A 13,708-nucleotide genomic window follows, 5' to 3' on the forward strand; every position below is an offset into this window, starting at 1 on the left:
GCGCGACGCGGAGCGTATAGCGGCGGTCATGTCCAGCCCAGCACCGACCGCAGCGCCCGAGCTGATCCCCGAATGTCCGCACTGCCAGAAGCCGATGCCCCTGTGCATCTGCGACAGTGTCACGCCGATCGAGAACCGGCTTGGCCTCCTGATCCTCCAGCATCCGCAGGAGCAGGACAGGGCGCTCGGCACTGCGCGGCTGACCGCGAAGCATTTTGCCAAAGCGACGCTGCGGGTGGGCCTGTCCTGGCCGAGCCTGTCCAAAGCGCTCGGACATCCGGTCGAAAATGCCGCGCGCTGGGCCGTGCTCTATCTCGGCTCGGCACGCGCGGCCGATCTCGACGCCGAGGGCGAGATCGTGGCGCTGACCCGCAAGGGTGGGATCGCAGAGAACCAGCGCGCCATCCTGGGCAAGCTCGAAGGCGTGGTGCTGCTCGACGGCACCTGGAGCCAGGCCAAGGCGTTGTGGTGGCGCAATCCCTGGATGCTGAAATGCCAGCGCGTGATCCTGAATCCGGCGCATCCCTCGCGCTACGGGCGCCTGCGCCGCGAGCCGCGGAAGGACGGACTGTCGACCATCGAGGCCGCCGGTATGATCCTGGCCGGGCTGGAGCGGCGCCCTGACGTCGCTGAAACCTTGAATGCCAGTTTCGAGCGGCTGTTGACACGCTACCGCGAGGTTCAGGCCGAGATGCCGGAATTGGCGCCCAAGCCGCCGGTGAAGGACCGCCGGCGCGGTGTCCGGCGAGGCAAACGAGCCTAGCTCCAGTTCATCTCATTCATGCGGTTGATCGCCCCGCGCGGAGATCGCCCGGCCGGCACGACCGAGGAAATCCTCAGCCGGTATATCGGTGGCGAGTCGAGGCATAGCCCGCCCGGGGTTGCCTAAATCCTTGATCCCCTATATTGCTCCGCCCTCGTTGGGGCCACGTGGCGGAGTGGTTACGCGCCGGTCTGCAAAACCGTTTACTCGGGTTCGAGTCCCGACGTGGCCTCCATCACAAGCCTCTGATGCTCATCATAAATTCGATGGCGGCGTGGGTTCCGCCGAGCACGTCAGCGCTGCTTGGCCGCGCGCGGTCACCGGGTTTGCCCGGGGCCCGTTGGAAACCCCCGATTCAGGTCGCCTGGCATAGAGTTCGCATGGGCCGGTGATGCAGCCCCACCCATCGAGCGCTGGAGAGCATGTGAGCGACGTCGTCCGATTTATCCCGAAGTCTGAGCTGGAGCGGGCTCGCCTCATTCGCGAGGCCCGTGCGATCTACGACAGCATTTTCCCGCCCGCCGCACCCGACCGGGCGCCGCAGGACGGCGAGGAGAGCGTCAAGGCTTGATCGGCGGGGGCAGGTGCGCGATGCACACGTCCGTGCGTTGAGTCTGGCCACGCGGGCTCAGCAGGACGCGCACCAGCTGTCCGGAAAGGGCAGGAGGGGCCAGGCGCCCTCGTTGTCGTTCGCGGCCTTGAGCGTCGCGTCAAAACTCCACGAACGGGGCACGAATTTCTCCTCCGGCGCGAACGTCAATTCGTCATGGACCATGGCGTTGCGGACGGTATCCAGCAGCAAGTTGAATTCGGCTTCGCTCATCGCACCCTCCGGATCTCGGATGACGCAATGTCGCAAAGCCAGTTTGTTTCCTGATTGCGCGGATCGTTTGCATTTTAACGATCCGGCGATCGGGTCCCATATGGTTAGTGATTTCTGAAAATCCCCAGTGGAACCCTAGGTGTCTCGGACGCGCTGCCAGTGTGAAAGAGATCACATTCTTCGCTGTTTATTCCTCCTACCGCTTGCACACACCGGCCAACCGGGGCCGGGCAGACAGGCAGACAGACAGGAGACTGGTCATGAAGGCGAGGTTCTTGCGGTTTGCGGGAGTGAGGAGCAGAGCACGTCGGGCTTCGACCCTCGGGCTGTTCCTGACGCTGTTCGCCTCTGCCGCCCATGCGCAGCAGGGCACCCCGGAGCAGCGCCGGGCCTGCACCCCCGATGTCTACCGGCTCTGTGCCGGCGAGATCCCCAACGTCCGCGCCATCACCGCGTGCCTGCGGCGCAACCGGTCCAGTCTGAGCGACGCCTGCCGCTCCGTGTTCGACCAAGCCGGCGGCTGAGCGGCCGCTGTGGATTTGTGCGCAGCAAGTAGCTCGTGAAACCTTGCAAATCTGCTGCAACCAGCCTGTGAAGCTGTTGAGAAGAGTATCAGCCGAGCATATTCGCCCCTCATTCTTCGTTGCGAAGCAATCCAGAATCCCTCAGCGGAGGGATTCTGGATTGCTTCGTCGCAAGGGCTCCTCGCAATGACGAGGTTGAGAATCGCCCGCCTTGAACGTGCGACCGGCGGAACGCGACTAACCGACAGAGTGCATAAGGATCAGTGGAACGTGATCGAAGTTTCCCTTCTTAAAGCACCAAAATGGTGCTTTAGTGCTTTCCATGAGCCCGTCGCCCAAAAACGCTCCGTCCGCGCTGCGTTACCGGCTTGCCCCTGATGCGGCCGCCAAGGCTGCAATGGAGGCGACGTTCCAGGCCTATGACCGCATGATGGAGATCCTCGACGAGGTCGCGCGCAGCCACAACGTCGGCTCCAACGTCGTCCTGCTGCATGCCTATGCCTATGAGCCGATCCGCAAACAAACCGCGCTGCCGTCACGGCTGGTGACGCTGGGCTTGCGCGATCGTGCCGACTATCGCGCGGCGGCCGGCCGCCGGCTGCCGCTCGACGACAAGCTCGCCAAGATCAAGGGCCCCGCCACCATTTCGATTGCGACCGTGCAAGGGCGCTTCAGCGTGCCGTTCGACTACGCCGGCTACGCCGATGGCTGGGGGCAAAGTGCGCCCGCGCACCTGATCCGCACCGACGAGGGTTTCGAAATTCACTACGGCGTCACGCCGAACAGTCTGCCAGAGGAGGAGAACGCCATGGATACCATCGCTGCCGCTCCCGAAAACTTCCTGTCCCGGGTCGGACGCCTGATCGCCGGGATCGCCTATGACGCGATCGAACAGGCGGAGGGCAAGAACAAGCTCGGCGTGGTCGGGCAGGCCATCCGCGAGATCGAGCGCGCCGAGGCCGAGGCACGCGACGCGCTCGCGGCTGCGCGCGCCGAAGAATACCGGCTCAACGCCAGGCGCACCGAAATCGAGCGCGAGATGACGGATCTCGCACCGAAGATCGAAGGTGCGATCGCCGATAGCCGCGACGATCTCGCGCGCGCCGGCATCGCGCGGCAGATCGACCTGGAGGCGCAGTTCGAGGTGCTTTCCCGCGCCATCGACGAGAACAACGAGAAGATCGAGCAATGCATCACCTCGCTGCGCGCCGTGCTCTCGGCGCTCCAGGACGCCGAGCAGCGGCGGGCCGATCTCGCAAAGAGCGAGGCGGCCGCGAGCCATCAGGCATCCGGGTCGCCCCGGAAACCGGGCGGCGCTTCGGCTGCGGCGAAGGCGCTGCGTGCGGGCAGGGCGGTGGCCCGCGCCACCGGCATTCCGGCAACAATCCCGTTTTCAAGCGACATCGACGAGCTCAGCACGTTGCATCGCGACAAGGAGATTGCAGCGCGGCTGGCGCGATTGAAGTCGCGCTCCTGAGTCATGTGTCATGAGCACATTGCTCGAACACGTGATGGCGCCGGAGGTCAGGCCGTTCGCAATCGCGGCGGCGATGATCGTCATCGTCGGCTCCGTCGAGGTGGTCTCGATGCTGGTCGGGGCCTCGTTGAGCGAGATGCTCGGCACCAGCATCGATTTCGGTCACCCCAGCGACAACGGAATCATCAACGCCATTTCCTGGATCAATGTCGGTGGCGTGCCGCTGCTGATCTTCCTATTGCTGCTGCTCGGCGCCTTCTCGATCACCGGCTTCCTGATCCAGGACGTCGCGCGGATGGTCGCCGGTCCGTTGCCGGCAAGCATCGCCTCGGTCGGGGCGGTCGTCGTCTCGGTTCCGCTGGTCCGCGTCGCCAGCGGCGCCATCGCACGGGTCATTCCCAAGGATGAGAGTTACGCCGTCAGTCTCGGCGACCTCGTGGGTCGCGTCGGCGAGGTCGTCATCGGCCCGCTCGACCAGGGCCCGCCGGGCCGGGTCAGCGTCGCTGACGTCCACGGCAACAGGCACTTCGTCTGGGCGGTCGCAGCGCCCGCCTCGGGCCCATTGCCGCAGGGAACCCTGGTCCTGCTCGTCGATCGCGCCGGCACCCGCTTCGTGGCGGTCAAGGCCGGCGATGAACTCAAGCCATCGAACCCTTCTCTAACAAGCCGACTCTAAGTCGCCAGCAAATCATTATCGGAGAAAATCATGTTCGACATCGCAGTCCCGGCCATGATCGGCGTCGCGCTGATCCTCGTTCTGGGCATCGTCTTCACCGTCCTCTACAAACGCGCCACGCGCGACGAGGCCTTTGTGCGCACCGGCCTCGGCGGCAAAAAGGTGGTGCTCGACGGCGGCGCCATGATCCTGCCGATCTTCCATTCCTATGCCAGCGTCAACCTGAAGACGCTGCGGCTCACCGTCGAGCGCAAGGAGCGGGAATCCCTGATCACCAAGGACCGCCTCCGCGTTGACATCGTCGCCGAGTTCTACGTGCGCGTCCGTCCCGATGATGAGAGCATTGCGCTCGCGAGCCAGACGCTGGGTGCGCTGACGAACGACGCCGAAGCCCTGCGCAACCAGGTCGAGGCAAAATTCGTCGATGGCCTGCGCTCGGTGGCGGCCACCATGACCATTCTGGAACTTCAGGAAAAGCGCAGCGATTTCGTCAAGCATGTGCAGGCGACCGTGGAGTCCGACGTGAAATCTAACGGTCTCGAGCTTGAATCGGTGTCCCTGACCAAGCTCGACCAGACGGATGTGAAGTTCTTCAATCCCGAGAACTTCTTCGACGCCGAAGGCCTCACCCAGCTGAAAACCGTCACCGAGACCCGCCGGCGCGACCGCAACTCGATCGTGCGCGACAATGAGGTGGCGATTGCGCAGAAAGACCTCGAAGCACGGCAGCAGACCCTGACCATCGAGCGCACCAAGAAAGAGGCCGAGCTCTCGCAGGAGCGCGACATCGCCAACAAGACCGCGAGCACCCGCGCCGAAGTCGCGACCGCGACGCAGACCGCCCGTCTCACCGAGGAGAACGCCCGCATCGACACCGATCGCGCGGTCGCCGAGAAGGAGGCTGGGGCCAAGCAAGTCAAGGAAACCGCCGTCATCGAATCGGATCTGGCGATCAACAAGCGCAAGACCGACGCGCAGCGCGAAATCCAGATCGCGACCCAGGAGAACGAGATCCAGATCGCCTCCAAGAGCAAGCAGACCTCGGAAGCCGTCGCGCAAGCCAAAACGGCGGAAGCGGTTGCCGTCTCCGCGGAAGAAAAGGTCGTAACCGCTCGTGCCGTCGAGGTCGCCGACCGTGCCCGTCTCACCCAGGTGCTCGCGGCGAGGACCGAGGCCGAGCGCAAGTCGACCGAGGTGATCGTCGCGGCCGAAGCCGAGAAGAAGGCGGCGCTCGATCGGGCCGAGGCCACCAAGACGCTCGCGACCGCGGAAGCGGAGTCCAACAAGATCAAGGCAGTCGGCGTCAGGAACATCGGCGAGGCCGAGGCTGCCATCATCACGCTCAAGAACGAGGCCCAGAACAAGCTCGGTCCCAACGTGATCGATTTCGAGCTCGCCAAGAAGCGGATCGAGACCATGCCCTTGGCGCTGGCCGAGATGGTCAAGCCGATCGGCAACCTCAAGGACGTCCGCATCCTGCACACCGGCAGCGCGTTCGGCGGTGGAGGGCCCGGCGGCGGCAATGTCGGGTTTGGTGAAGGACTCGCCGGCGAACTCCTCAAGGTGCACGCGTTGCGTCCGATGATCGACGAGATCCTGCGCCAGGGCGGGTTTGCCCCCGGCGACGATCCCGTGAAGGCGCTGGTTGGCGCCGTCACCGGCAAAGCCAACGGCGCCATCGTAACGCCCCCGGTCGTGCCAGCTCCGGAGAAAACAAACGGCGCCGACTTATGAGTGCTCGTTCGTTGCAGCCGTGAATGGAATCGCCAGGAAACAAGACGCGCGCGTCTCGCGTCGCGCACGTCTTCCGGAGTGCTGGTCCATTGGGTGTTGAACCTTTCGATCGCAACCCGGACGAATGTTTCAGGCAACATCATTGGTTGCCGCGGCGCCTGCGCCGATCGACGTCGGGCGTCGAAGCCGTTTTCGATCGGGGAAATTCATATGAAATATTTTCTGTCTGCAATGATCGCCATCGGTTTTTCGATGGCCGCCGCGCCGTCCTTTGCCGCCGATGCCCGCAACGTCTCGGTCGTCAACGAGACCGGCTATGCCATCAAATTTCTCGGCTTCAACGGGCCGGACGACGGCATGGACGAGTGGGACAATGAACTGGACAAGGTGCTCCAGAACCAGGCGACCACCTATGTCGAGTTCGACGATGATGATGAGGGGTGTGTCTGGAACGTCCGTGTCGACTGGCAGAACTACAATGAATCGGTGCTGTGGAAGAACGTCAACCTCTGCAAGTTCAACGTGCTGAGGCTGCGTTACGACTCCGGCACCAAGACCACGTCCTTCATCGCCGAGTAATCTTGCCTTCGGCGGCCGGGAGGAGGGACCGCACAGGCCCTCCCTCGATGCGCTGCGTAAGATGACGAATTCGTCCTTTGCAAGCGCAAGCGGCTTTGTTATACGCAGCCGCGCGCGAACGACTGGTTCGCCTTTTCCTCGGTAGCTCAGCGGTAGAGCATCCGACTGTTAATCGGATGGTCGCTGGTTCGAATCCAGCCCGGGGAGCCAAATTTTACCGCATATTCAGCGACTTATCTCGAGATTCTGATCTGGCGCGTGATCTCGTTGCGGCAGAGTCTCAATTGAATGTGTGCGGTATCAGAGAGCATGCCGCTGCTGGGACGCCAAATCGACTCAATTCAAATCGAGCTTCCAAGGGCCGGGCCTTTACGGAGCTGATTCCCATGCGAGACATCCAGGTCGACCGTTCCCAGCGGGCCCCTTCGTTTCTGCCGGCCGACATTCCCGAACTCAGCGACGATGAGTGCCTGGCGCGGCTTGCACGCGCGGTCGAGACACCCGAATCGGCGCGGCTGGACGAAGTCGCTGCGTTGATCGGCCGCCTTGCCGTCGCGATCGAATAGGCCGGCTCGCTTCCGCTGCCGTAAACCGAGCATTCTGCAGGCCGACCCGGCCAACGGACGTGTTGCGTTTTCGCGGAGCCTGCTCCAAAGATGCCGCAACTTTCGTTCGCGGCGTCGGCCGCATTGCAGGATCCGCAAATGTCCGGTTTCGCGACCGCGCGCCAGAAAATGGTCGATGGCCAGGTGCGCACCTCTGATGTCACCGATCGTCGCATCCTCGATGCCATGCTGATGGTTCCCCGCGAGGCGTTCGTACCGGCGAGCAGGCAGGCTTTGGCCTATCTCGACCTCGATCTGGACGTGAGCGAAGGGGCCGCCAAGCGGTACCTCATCAAGCCGGCGCTGACGGGGAAGCTGCTCCAGGCGGCCGAGATCGGCGAGGGCGACAACGTGCTGGTGGTCGGCTGCGCTACCGGCTACCTCGCGGCGCTGACCGCGAAGCTTGCGCGTCAGGTCACTGCGACGGAATGCGATTCGGCTCTGGCCGCGAAGGCCAAGGACGCCTGCGCCGCGATCGGGCTCACCAACGTGACCTGCAAGGCCGCCGCCTGCGCCGATGGGGACGCGGCTGCCGCTCCCTATGATCTGATCATCCTCAACGGCGCCACTGAGGTGACGCCGGACGGGTTGCTCGGCCAGCTCAGGGAGGGAGGTCGCTTGGTGGGGGTCTCTGCCGAATCCAGGCCGTCGCGGGCCATGATCGTGACCCGTTCCCACGGCGAATTCGGCTATCGGCCGCTGTTCGATGCCGCAGCCCCGGTGCTTCCCGGCCTCGAACGGGCCGCCGCCTTCGTCTTCTGACGGCCCAAAGCCTGTAAAAATCCCGTTCTGAATCATTAGTGTGGCCGGGATGCTGCACGTGAAGAGTTTCCGCTGGGAACTACCGCCAGGTAGTTCCGTCGCGCTCAACCGCGGCCTATGTTGCTGCGGGGCAACGACTCCACTCGGATACGGTAACCAGGCTCGCGGGCACGAGCCTGACGTGAGAATGAACGGAAATTCAGGGATGCATGGGGTGAAGCTCTTCACCGGAGTTGCGGTTTCGGTCCTGCTGACGGCGCTTGCCGGGCCGGCGCCTGCCTTGGCGGACACGATCGAGGCTGCGCTGGTGCGCGCCTATCAGAACAATCCGCAGCTCAACGCACAGCGCGCCCAAGCGCGCTCGACGGACGAGAACGTGCCTCAGGCCTTGTCGGGCTATCGCCCCAAGGTCAATCTGAGCCTCGCCACCGGGTATCAGTATCAGGACATCCAACAGGTGCAGAAGGGCCCGACGATCCATACCGACCCGCCCCTTCAGCCCAACAGCGCCAGCCTGACCGTCAACCAGACGCTCTACAACGGCAATCAGACCGCCAACAGGACGCGTGCGGCGGAGAGCCAGGTCTCGGGGTCTCGCGAGGCGTTGCGTGTGCTCGAGCAGACAGTCCTGCTGCAGGCTGCCACGACCTACATGGATTACCTGCGCGATTCGGCAACTCTCGAGGTTCAGCGCAGCAACGTGCGCGTGCTCGAACAGACGCTCAAGCAAACGCGCGATCGGTTCAATGTCGGCGAGGTCACGCGCACCGACGTTGCACAATCCGAAGCGCAGCTCGCTGCCGGCAGGACGCAAGCGCTGACCGCCGAATCGAATCTGACGACGACGCGCGCGAACTTCCGCCGCATCATCGGCAACGAGCCGGCGAACCTTGCCCCGGGCTCGCCGGTCGATCGCTTCCTGCCAGGCTCGATCGCCTCCGCGGTCAGTCTGAGCCTGGTGGAGAACCCGAACGTCACCGCTGCGATGTACGGCATCGACGTCAACTATCTCCAGGTCAAGATCAACGAAGGCGCGCTGCTGCCGACGGTCTCGCTCCAGGCTGCCGTCAGCACGTCCTACCAGCAGACGCTGACGGTCTTCAGAACGAACACGGCTTCCGCCATCGCGACGGCCTCCGTGCCGATTTACCAGGGCGGCGCAGAATATTCGCTGATCCGGCAATCGAAAGAGAACCTGGCGCAGCAGCGCCTGAACCTTGAGACCACCCGCGACCAGACCCGCGCCAACGTCGTGCAGGCCTGGGGTCAATTGGAAGCCGGGAAGGCGCAAGTGCAATCCGCGCAGGCGCAGGTCACGGCGTCCGAGATCGCGCTCAACGGCGTCCGCGAAGAGGCCAAGGCCGGACAGCGCACCACCCTCGACGTCCTCAATGCCCAGCAGGCGCTGGTCAACGCGCGCGTTGCCCTCGTCACCGCACAGCACGATCGTGTGGTTGCATCCTATTCCGTGCTCAGTGCAGTCGGCCGTCTCGCACCGCAGGTGCTCGGTCTTTCGACCACGGTCTACGATCCCAGCGTGCATTACCAGCAGGTCCGCGACAGCTGGGCCGGTGTGCGCACGCCGGACGGACGCTGATTGCCATAGTTGTCCGGTCGACCTCGCAAACAGTCGAGGTCGATCGGCGCTTTGCTTGCAATCGTCAAAATCCCTGACATAGCCTTGCCGAGACGCTGCGGGTCGATTCGCCTCGCATCCGATGTTGCGTGCGTACTGCTTGAGTGACGGGGGAGGGGCGCACCGCCGCACGTTGCGCCGTGATCTGGGGACAAGTCTGATTGTCACGACGAAAATGTCGGGGCCGACTGTCCGGAACCGGCCAATCCTGCCGTGCTTGGTGTAAAACAACGCATGCGAGGGCGTTGATGATTTGGAGTCGGAGATGACGCAGCCTGCAAAGGTCACAGAACCCTCCATGGAGGAGATTCTGGCCTCGATCCGGCGCATCATTGCCGACGACGAGGCCAAGCCGCCGCCGGCCGAGGCTGCGAAGCCAGCGCCTGCCGCGCCCGCGCCAAAGCCGCAGGCGATGAACGACATTCCACCCTCCAAGGTCGCCCCTGCAGCGAAGCCTGCTGCTGAGAGACCGGCGCCGCCACCCGCCGCTGCCAAGCCTGCGCCGCCTCCGGAGCCTGCTGCTGCTGAATCCAACAACCAGGACGATATCGACGCGCTGCTGGCTGGTCTCGACGGCGCCACCGCGGCGCCGGAGGTGCGGGCCCCCGAACCGGAGCCTGAGCCCGAGCCCGAACCGGACGTTCTCGAATTGACCGACGAGATGGCGGTCGAGGTTCCCGCGCCGACGCCGTCACCCCCGCCGCCGAGCTTCCGCAAGGTGGAGCCACGGGACGATCTTGAGTTCGCTGAGCAGCCGGCCGCCCCGCGCCGTGCGCCACCGCCGCCACCGTCGTCTTACGAGCCGGTCGATTACGACGCGCCGCCGTTGCCGCCACAGCAGCCGATGCTGGCGCAAACGACGGTCTCGGCGGTCGAATCCGCGTTCAATTCGCTCGCCCACACGGTGCTCAGCAGCAATGCACGGACCCTCGAGGATCTGGTCAAGGAAATGCTGCGCCCGATGCTGAAATCCTGGCTGGACGACAATTTGCCGGGGCTCGTTGAACGCATCGTGAAGGCCGAAATCGAGCGGGTCTCGCGCGGCGGCAGGTAGGGTGGTCCGTACCGCCCCGGGAAACCCCGCTCCTGTGTCATATTGAGCCTGCCCGCCGGGCCGGAAAGCCCTTTTGCCGCTGAGCTTTCCGTTGACTTGAACCCCGCGCGCGGCTTTCTACCAGCCCCATGATCGAGAAAAATTACCAGCCCGCCGATATCGAAGCCCGCATGTCCGTCGTGTGGGAGGACAGCCTTGCCTTCAAGGCCGGCCGCCCCGACCGCCGCGACGCCGCGCCCTTTACCATCGTGATCCCGCCGCCGAACGTGACGGGCTCGCTGCATATGGGCCACGCCCTCAACAACACCCTCCAGGACATCCTGTGCCGGTTCGAGCGCATGCGCGGCCGCGACGTGCTCTGGCAGCCCGGCACCGACCACGCCGGCATTGCCACCCAGATGGTGGTCGAGCGGCAGTTGATGGAGCGGCAGCAGCCGGGCCGCCGCGAACTGGGCCGCGAGAAGTTTCTGGAGCGGGTGTGGCAGTGGAAGGCCGAGAGCGGCGACACCATCATCAACCAGCTCAAGCGGCTCGGCGCCTCCTGCGACTGGTCGCGCGAGCGCTTCACCATGGACGAGGGCCTGTCGAAGGCCGTCGTCAAGGTGTTCGTCGAATTGCACCGCGACGGCCTGATCTACAAGGACAAGCGGCTGGTGAACTGGGACACCAAGCTCTTGACCGCGATTTCCGATCTCGAGGTGCAGCAGACCGAGGTCAAGGGCAGCCTGTGGTATCTGCGCTATCCGATCGAGGGCAAGACCTTCAGCCCCGAGGATCCCTCGAGCTTCATCGTCGTCGCCACCACCCGGCCCGAGACCATGCTTGGCGACACCGGCGTAGCCGTGCATCCCGAGGACGAGCGCTATCAGAAGCTCGTGGGCAAGAACATCATCCTGCCGCTGGTCGGCCGCAAGGTTGCGATCGTCGCCGACGACTATTCCGATCCGGAAAAGGGCTCCGGTGCGGTGAAGGTCACGCCGGCGCACGACTTCAACGATTTCGAGGTCGGCAATCGCCACGGCCTGCGCCGGATCAGCGTGCTCGACAAGGAAGGCTGCCTCGACCTCCTCGACAACGAGGACTATCTGCGCGACCTGCCTGAGGGCGCCGCGCAATTCGCCGAGGAATTCCACGGCGTCGACCGCTTCGCCGCGCGCAAGCGCATCGTCGAGCGGCTGGAGTCGTTTGGCTTCGTCGAGCGAATCGAACCGCACACCCATATGGTGCCGCATGGCGACCGCTCCGGCAGCGTGATCGAGCCCTATCTTACCGACCAATGGTATGTCGATGCCAAGACGCTGGCCAAGCCGGCGATCGCGGCGGTGCGCTCGGGCGAAACCAGTTTCGTGCCGAAGAACTGGGAAAAGACCTATTTCGAGTGGATGGAGAACATCCAGCCCTGGTGCATCTCGCGCCAGCTCTGGTGGGGCCACCAGATCCCGGCCTGGTATGGACCGGACGGCAAGGTGTTCGTCGCCGAGACCGAGGAAGAGGCCGTCAGCCACGCTCTCGGCTATTACGTCGAGCAGGAAGTGATCACGGTCGAGCAGGGCCGCGAGATGGCGCTCGACCGCAACAAGCGCGAAGGCTTCATCACCCGTGACGAGGACGTGCTCGACACCTGGTTCTCATCGGCATTGTGGCCATTCTCGACGCTCGGCTGGCCCGACGAGACGCCGGAAGTGCAGCGCTACTACCCCACCAACGCGCTCGTGACCGGGTTCGACATCATCTTCTTCTGGGTCGCCCGGATGATGATGATGGGCCTGCACTTCATGAAGGAGATCCCGTTCTCGACGATCTACATCCACGCCCTCGTCCGCGACGAGAAGGGCGCCAAGATGTCGAAGTCAAAGGGCAACGTCATCGATCCCCTCCACCTGATCGACGAGTACGGCGCCGATGCGCTGCGTTTTACCCTGGCGGCGATGGCGGCGCAGGGACGCGACATCAAGCTCGCCACCAGCCGTGTCGAGGGCTACCGCAACTTCGCAACCAAGCTCTGGAACGCGTCCCGCTTCGCGGAAATGAACCAGTGCGCCGTGCCGGAGGGCTTTGAGCCGGCAAAGGCGAAGGAGACGCTGAACCGCTGGATCGCGCATGAAAGTGCGCACACCACCCGCGAGGTGACCGAGGCGATCGAAGCCTATCGCTTCAACGATGCCGCGGGCAGCATCTACCGCTTCGTCTGGAACGTCTATTGCGACTGGTATGTCGAACTCGCAAAGCCCGTGCTGCTCGGTCCCGACGGCCCGGCCAAGTCCGAGACCCGCGCGATGGTCGCCTGGGCGCGCGACGAGATCCTGAAGTTGCTGCATCCCTTCATGCCCTTCATCACCGAAGAGCTGTGGGAGGTGACGGCGAAACGCGACGGCTTGCTCGCACTGGCTCCGTGGCCACTGAAGCCGGCTGAGCCGACGCCGGAGCAGCTCGCGATGCTCGCCGCGGCGACGGGGCCAACCGAGTCGCTTGTCTCGCCGATGTTGGCTATGCCGATGTTCGATCACGCCGACTTCACCGATCCCAAGGCGGAAGCCGAAATCGGCTGGGTCATCGACCTGATCACGCAGATTCGTTCGGTGCGCGCCGAGATGAACATTGCGCCGGCCACGTTGACGGCACTGGTGCTCGTCGGTGCTTCCGCCGAAACCAGGGAGCGCGCTCCCCGCTGGACCGACGTCATCAAGCGCATGGCGCGGCTGTCCGATATCTCCTTCGCCGATCGCGCGCCTGACGGTGCGGTTCAGCTTCTCGTGCGCGGCGAGGTGACCGCACTGCCGCTCAAGGGCGTGATCGACGTTGCCGCCGAGCGCACGCGTCTCGACAAGGAGATCGCGAAGGCCGACGCCGACATCAAGCGCGCCGAATCCAAGCTTGCGAACGAGAAATTCGTCGCCAACGCAGCCGAGGAGGTCGTCGAGGAGGAGCGCGAAAAGCGCGAGGCCGCGCTCGCGCGCAAGGCCAAGCTGCTGGAGGCGACGGAGCGGCTGAAGCAGGCGTCGTGAGACGCCCGTCATTCCGGAATGGTCCGAAGGACCAGTTCCGGAATCTCGAGATTCCGGGTTCGGCTCTTCG

General features: G+C 64.3%; 13 protein-coding genes and 2 tRNA genes. 14 read left to right on the plus strand and 1 reads right to left on the minus strand.

Features of this window, described 5'->3' with window-relative positions:
* Positions 1–28 precede the first annotated feature (28 nt).
* The 3 genes from AC0L2O_RS10545 (at position 29) to AC0L2O_RS10555 (ending at position 1,334) form a co-directional block, all read left to right on the plus strand.
* Positions 29–763 (plus strand): tRNA-uridine aminocarboxypropyltransferase, encoded by a 735-nt coding sequence (locus tag AC0L2O_RS10545; protein WP_473369670.1) that lies wholly within the window; start codon positions 29–31, stop codon positions 761–763.
* Positions 764–924: 161 nt separating this feature from the next.
* Positions 925–998, plus strand: a tRNA-Cys gene (locus AC0L2O_RS10550).
* Between the two features lie 189 nt (positions 999–1,187).
* On the plus strand, positions 1,188–1,334 hold the full coding sequence (locus AC0L2O_RS10555; RefSeq protein ID WP_369723528.1) for a hypothetical protein: 147 nt from the start codon (positions 1,188–1,190) through the stop codon (positions 1,332–1,334).
* Between the two features lie 57 nt (positions 1,335–1,391).
* Here the strand turns inward: AC0L2O_RS10555 and AC0L2O_RS10560 are convergent, their stop codons facing one another.
* On the minus strand, positions 1,392–1,586 hold the full coding sequence (locus AC0L2O_RS10560) for a hypothetical protein (RefSeq protein WP_369723529.1): 195 nt from the start codon (positions 1,584–1,586) through the stop codon (positions 1,392–1,394).
* A 260-nt stretch (positions 1,587–1,846) separates the two neighbouring features.
* On the opposite strand from AC0L2O_RS10560, the gene AC0L2O_RS10565 reads away from it, so the two are divergent.
* The 11 genes from AC0L2O_RS10565 (at position 1,847) to AC0L2O_RS10615 (ending at position 13,638) form a co-directional block, all read left to right on the plus strand.
* On the plus strand, positions 1,847–2,110 hold the full coding sequence (locus tag AC0L2O_RS10565) for a hypothetical protein (RefSeq protein ID WP_369723530.1): 264 nt from the start codon (positions 1,847–1,849) through the stop codon (positions 2,108–2,110).
* Between the two features lie 313 nt (positions 2,111–2,423).
* Complete coding sequence (locus AC0L2O_RS10570) at positions 2,424–3,587, plus strand: PspA/IM30 family protein (RefSeq protein ID WP_473369671.1); 1,164 nt, start codon at positions 2,424–2,426, stop codon at positions 3,585–3,587.
* A gap of 10 nt (positions 3,588–3,597) precedes the next feature.
* Positions 3,598–4,263: an OB-fold-containig protein gene (locus AC0L2O_RS10575; RefSeq protein WP_473369672.1), complete on the plus strand. Its 666-nt coding sequence runs from the start codon at positions 3,598–3,600 to the stop codon at positions 4,261–4,263.
* A gap of 30 nt (positions 4,264–4,293) precedes the next feature.
* On the plus strand, positions 4,294–5,997 hold the full coding sequence (locus AC0L2O_RS10580) for a flotillin family protein (protein WP_473369673.1): 1,704 nt from the start codon (positions 4,294–4,296) through the stop codon (positions 5,995–5,997).
* Between the two features lie 210 nt (positions 5,998–6,207).
* Positions 6,208–6,576, plus strand: a complete 369-nt coding sequence (locus AC0L2O_RS10585; RefSeq protein WP_369723534.1) for a hypothetical protein — start codon at positions 6,208–6,210, stop codon at positions 6,574–6,576.
* Between the two features lie 135 nt (positions 6,577–6,711).
* Positions 6,712–6,786: transfer RNA gene (locus AC0L2O_RS10590), tRNA-Asn, on the plus strand.
* 176 nt (positions 6,787–6,962) lie between these two features.
* Positions 6,963–7,142: a hypothetical protein gene (locus AC0L2O_RS10595; RefSeq protein ID WP_369723535.1), complete on the plus strand. Its 180-nt coding sequence runs from the start codon at positions 6,963–6,965 to the stop codon at positions 7,140–7,142.
* A gap of 138 nt (positions 7,143–7,280) precedes the next feature.
* The gene (locus AC0L2O_RS10600) at positions 7,281–7,943 is read left to right on the plus strand and encodes a protein-L-isoaspartate O-methyltransferase family protein (protein ID WP_473369674.1); all 663 of its coding nucleotides are present in this window, start codon (positions 7,281–7,283) and stop codon (positions 7,941–7,943) included.
* A gap of 205 nt (positions 7,944–8,148) precedes the next feature.
* Entirely contained in the window at positions 8,149–9,540 is a 1,392-nt protein-coding gene (locus AC0L2O_RS10605) for a TolC family outer membrane protein (RefSeq protein ID WP_473369675.1), read from the plus strand.
* Between the two features lie 304 nt (positions 9,541–9,844).
* Complete coding sequence (locus AC0L2O_RS10610) at positions 9,845–10,633, plus strand: PopZ family protein (protein WP_473369676.1); 789 nt, start codon at positions 9,845–9,847, stop codon at positions 10,631–10,633.
* A 128-nt stretch (positions 10,634–10,761) separates the two neighbouring features.
* Complete coding sequence (locus AC0L2O_RS10615) at positions 10,762–13,638, plus strand: valine--tRNA ligase (RefSeq protein WP_473369677.1); 2,877 nt, start codon at positions 10,762–10,764, stop codon at positions 13,636–13,638.
* The last annotated feature ends 70 nt before the right edge of the window (positions 13,639–13,708 follow it).

The sequence above is a fragment of the Bradyrhizobium sp. Kon10 genome (assembly GCF_055807395.1).

Excerpts from the sequence above, each read along its gene's own strand:
- AC0L2O_RS10545 (WP_473369670.1), top strand. The coding sequence starts at position 29 with ATGTCCAGCCCAGCACCGACCGCAGCGCCCGAGCTGATCCCCGAATGT.
- AC0L2O_RS10560 (WP_369723529.1), bottom strand. The coding sequence starts at position 1,586 with ATGAGCGAAGCCGAATTCAACTTGCTGCTGGATACCGTCCGCAACGCC.
- AC0L2O_RS10565 (WP_369723530.1), top strand. The coding sequence starts at position 1,847 with ATGAAGGCGAGGTTCTTGCGGTTTGCGGGAGTGAGGAGCAGAGCACGT.
- AC0L2O_RS10575 (WP_473369672.1), top strand. The coding sequence starts at position 3,598 with ATGAGCACATTGCTCGAACACGTGATGGCGCCGGAGGTCAGGCCGTTC.
- AC0L2O_RS10580 (WP_473369673.1), top strand. The coding sequence starts at position 4,294 with ATGTTCGACATCGCAGTCCCGGCCATGATCGGCGTCGCGCTGATCCTC.
- AC0L2O_RS10585 (WP_369723534.1), top strand. The coding sequence starts at position 6,208 with ATGAAATATTTTCTGTCTGCAATGATCGCCATCGGTTTTTCGATGGCC.
- AC0L2O_RS10595 (WP_369723535.1), top strand. The coding sequence starts at position 6,963 with ATGCGAGACATCCAGGTCGACCGTTCCCAGCGGGCCCCTTCGTTTCTG.
- AC0L2O_RS10600 (WP_473369674.1), top strand. The coding sequence starts at position 7,281 with ATGTCCGGTTTCGCGACCGCGCGCCAGAAAATGGTCGATGGCCAGGTG.
- AC0L2O_RS10605 (WP_473369675.1), top strand. The coding sequence starts at position 8,149 with ATGCATGGGGTGAAGCTCTTCACCGGAGTTGCGGTTTCGGTCCTGCTG.
- AC0L2O_RS10610 (WP_473369676.1), top strand. The coding sequence starts at position 9,845 with ATGACGCAGCCTGCAAAGGTCACAGAACCCTCCATGGAGGAGATTCTG.
- AC0L2O_RS10615 (WP_473369677.1), top strand. The coding sequence starts at position 10,762 with ATGATCGAGAAAAATTACCAGCCCGCCGATATCGAAGCCCGCATGTCC.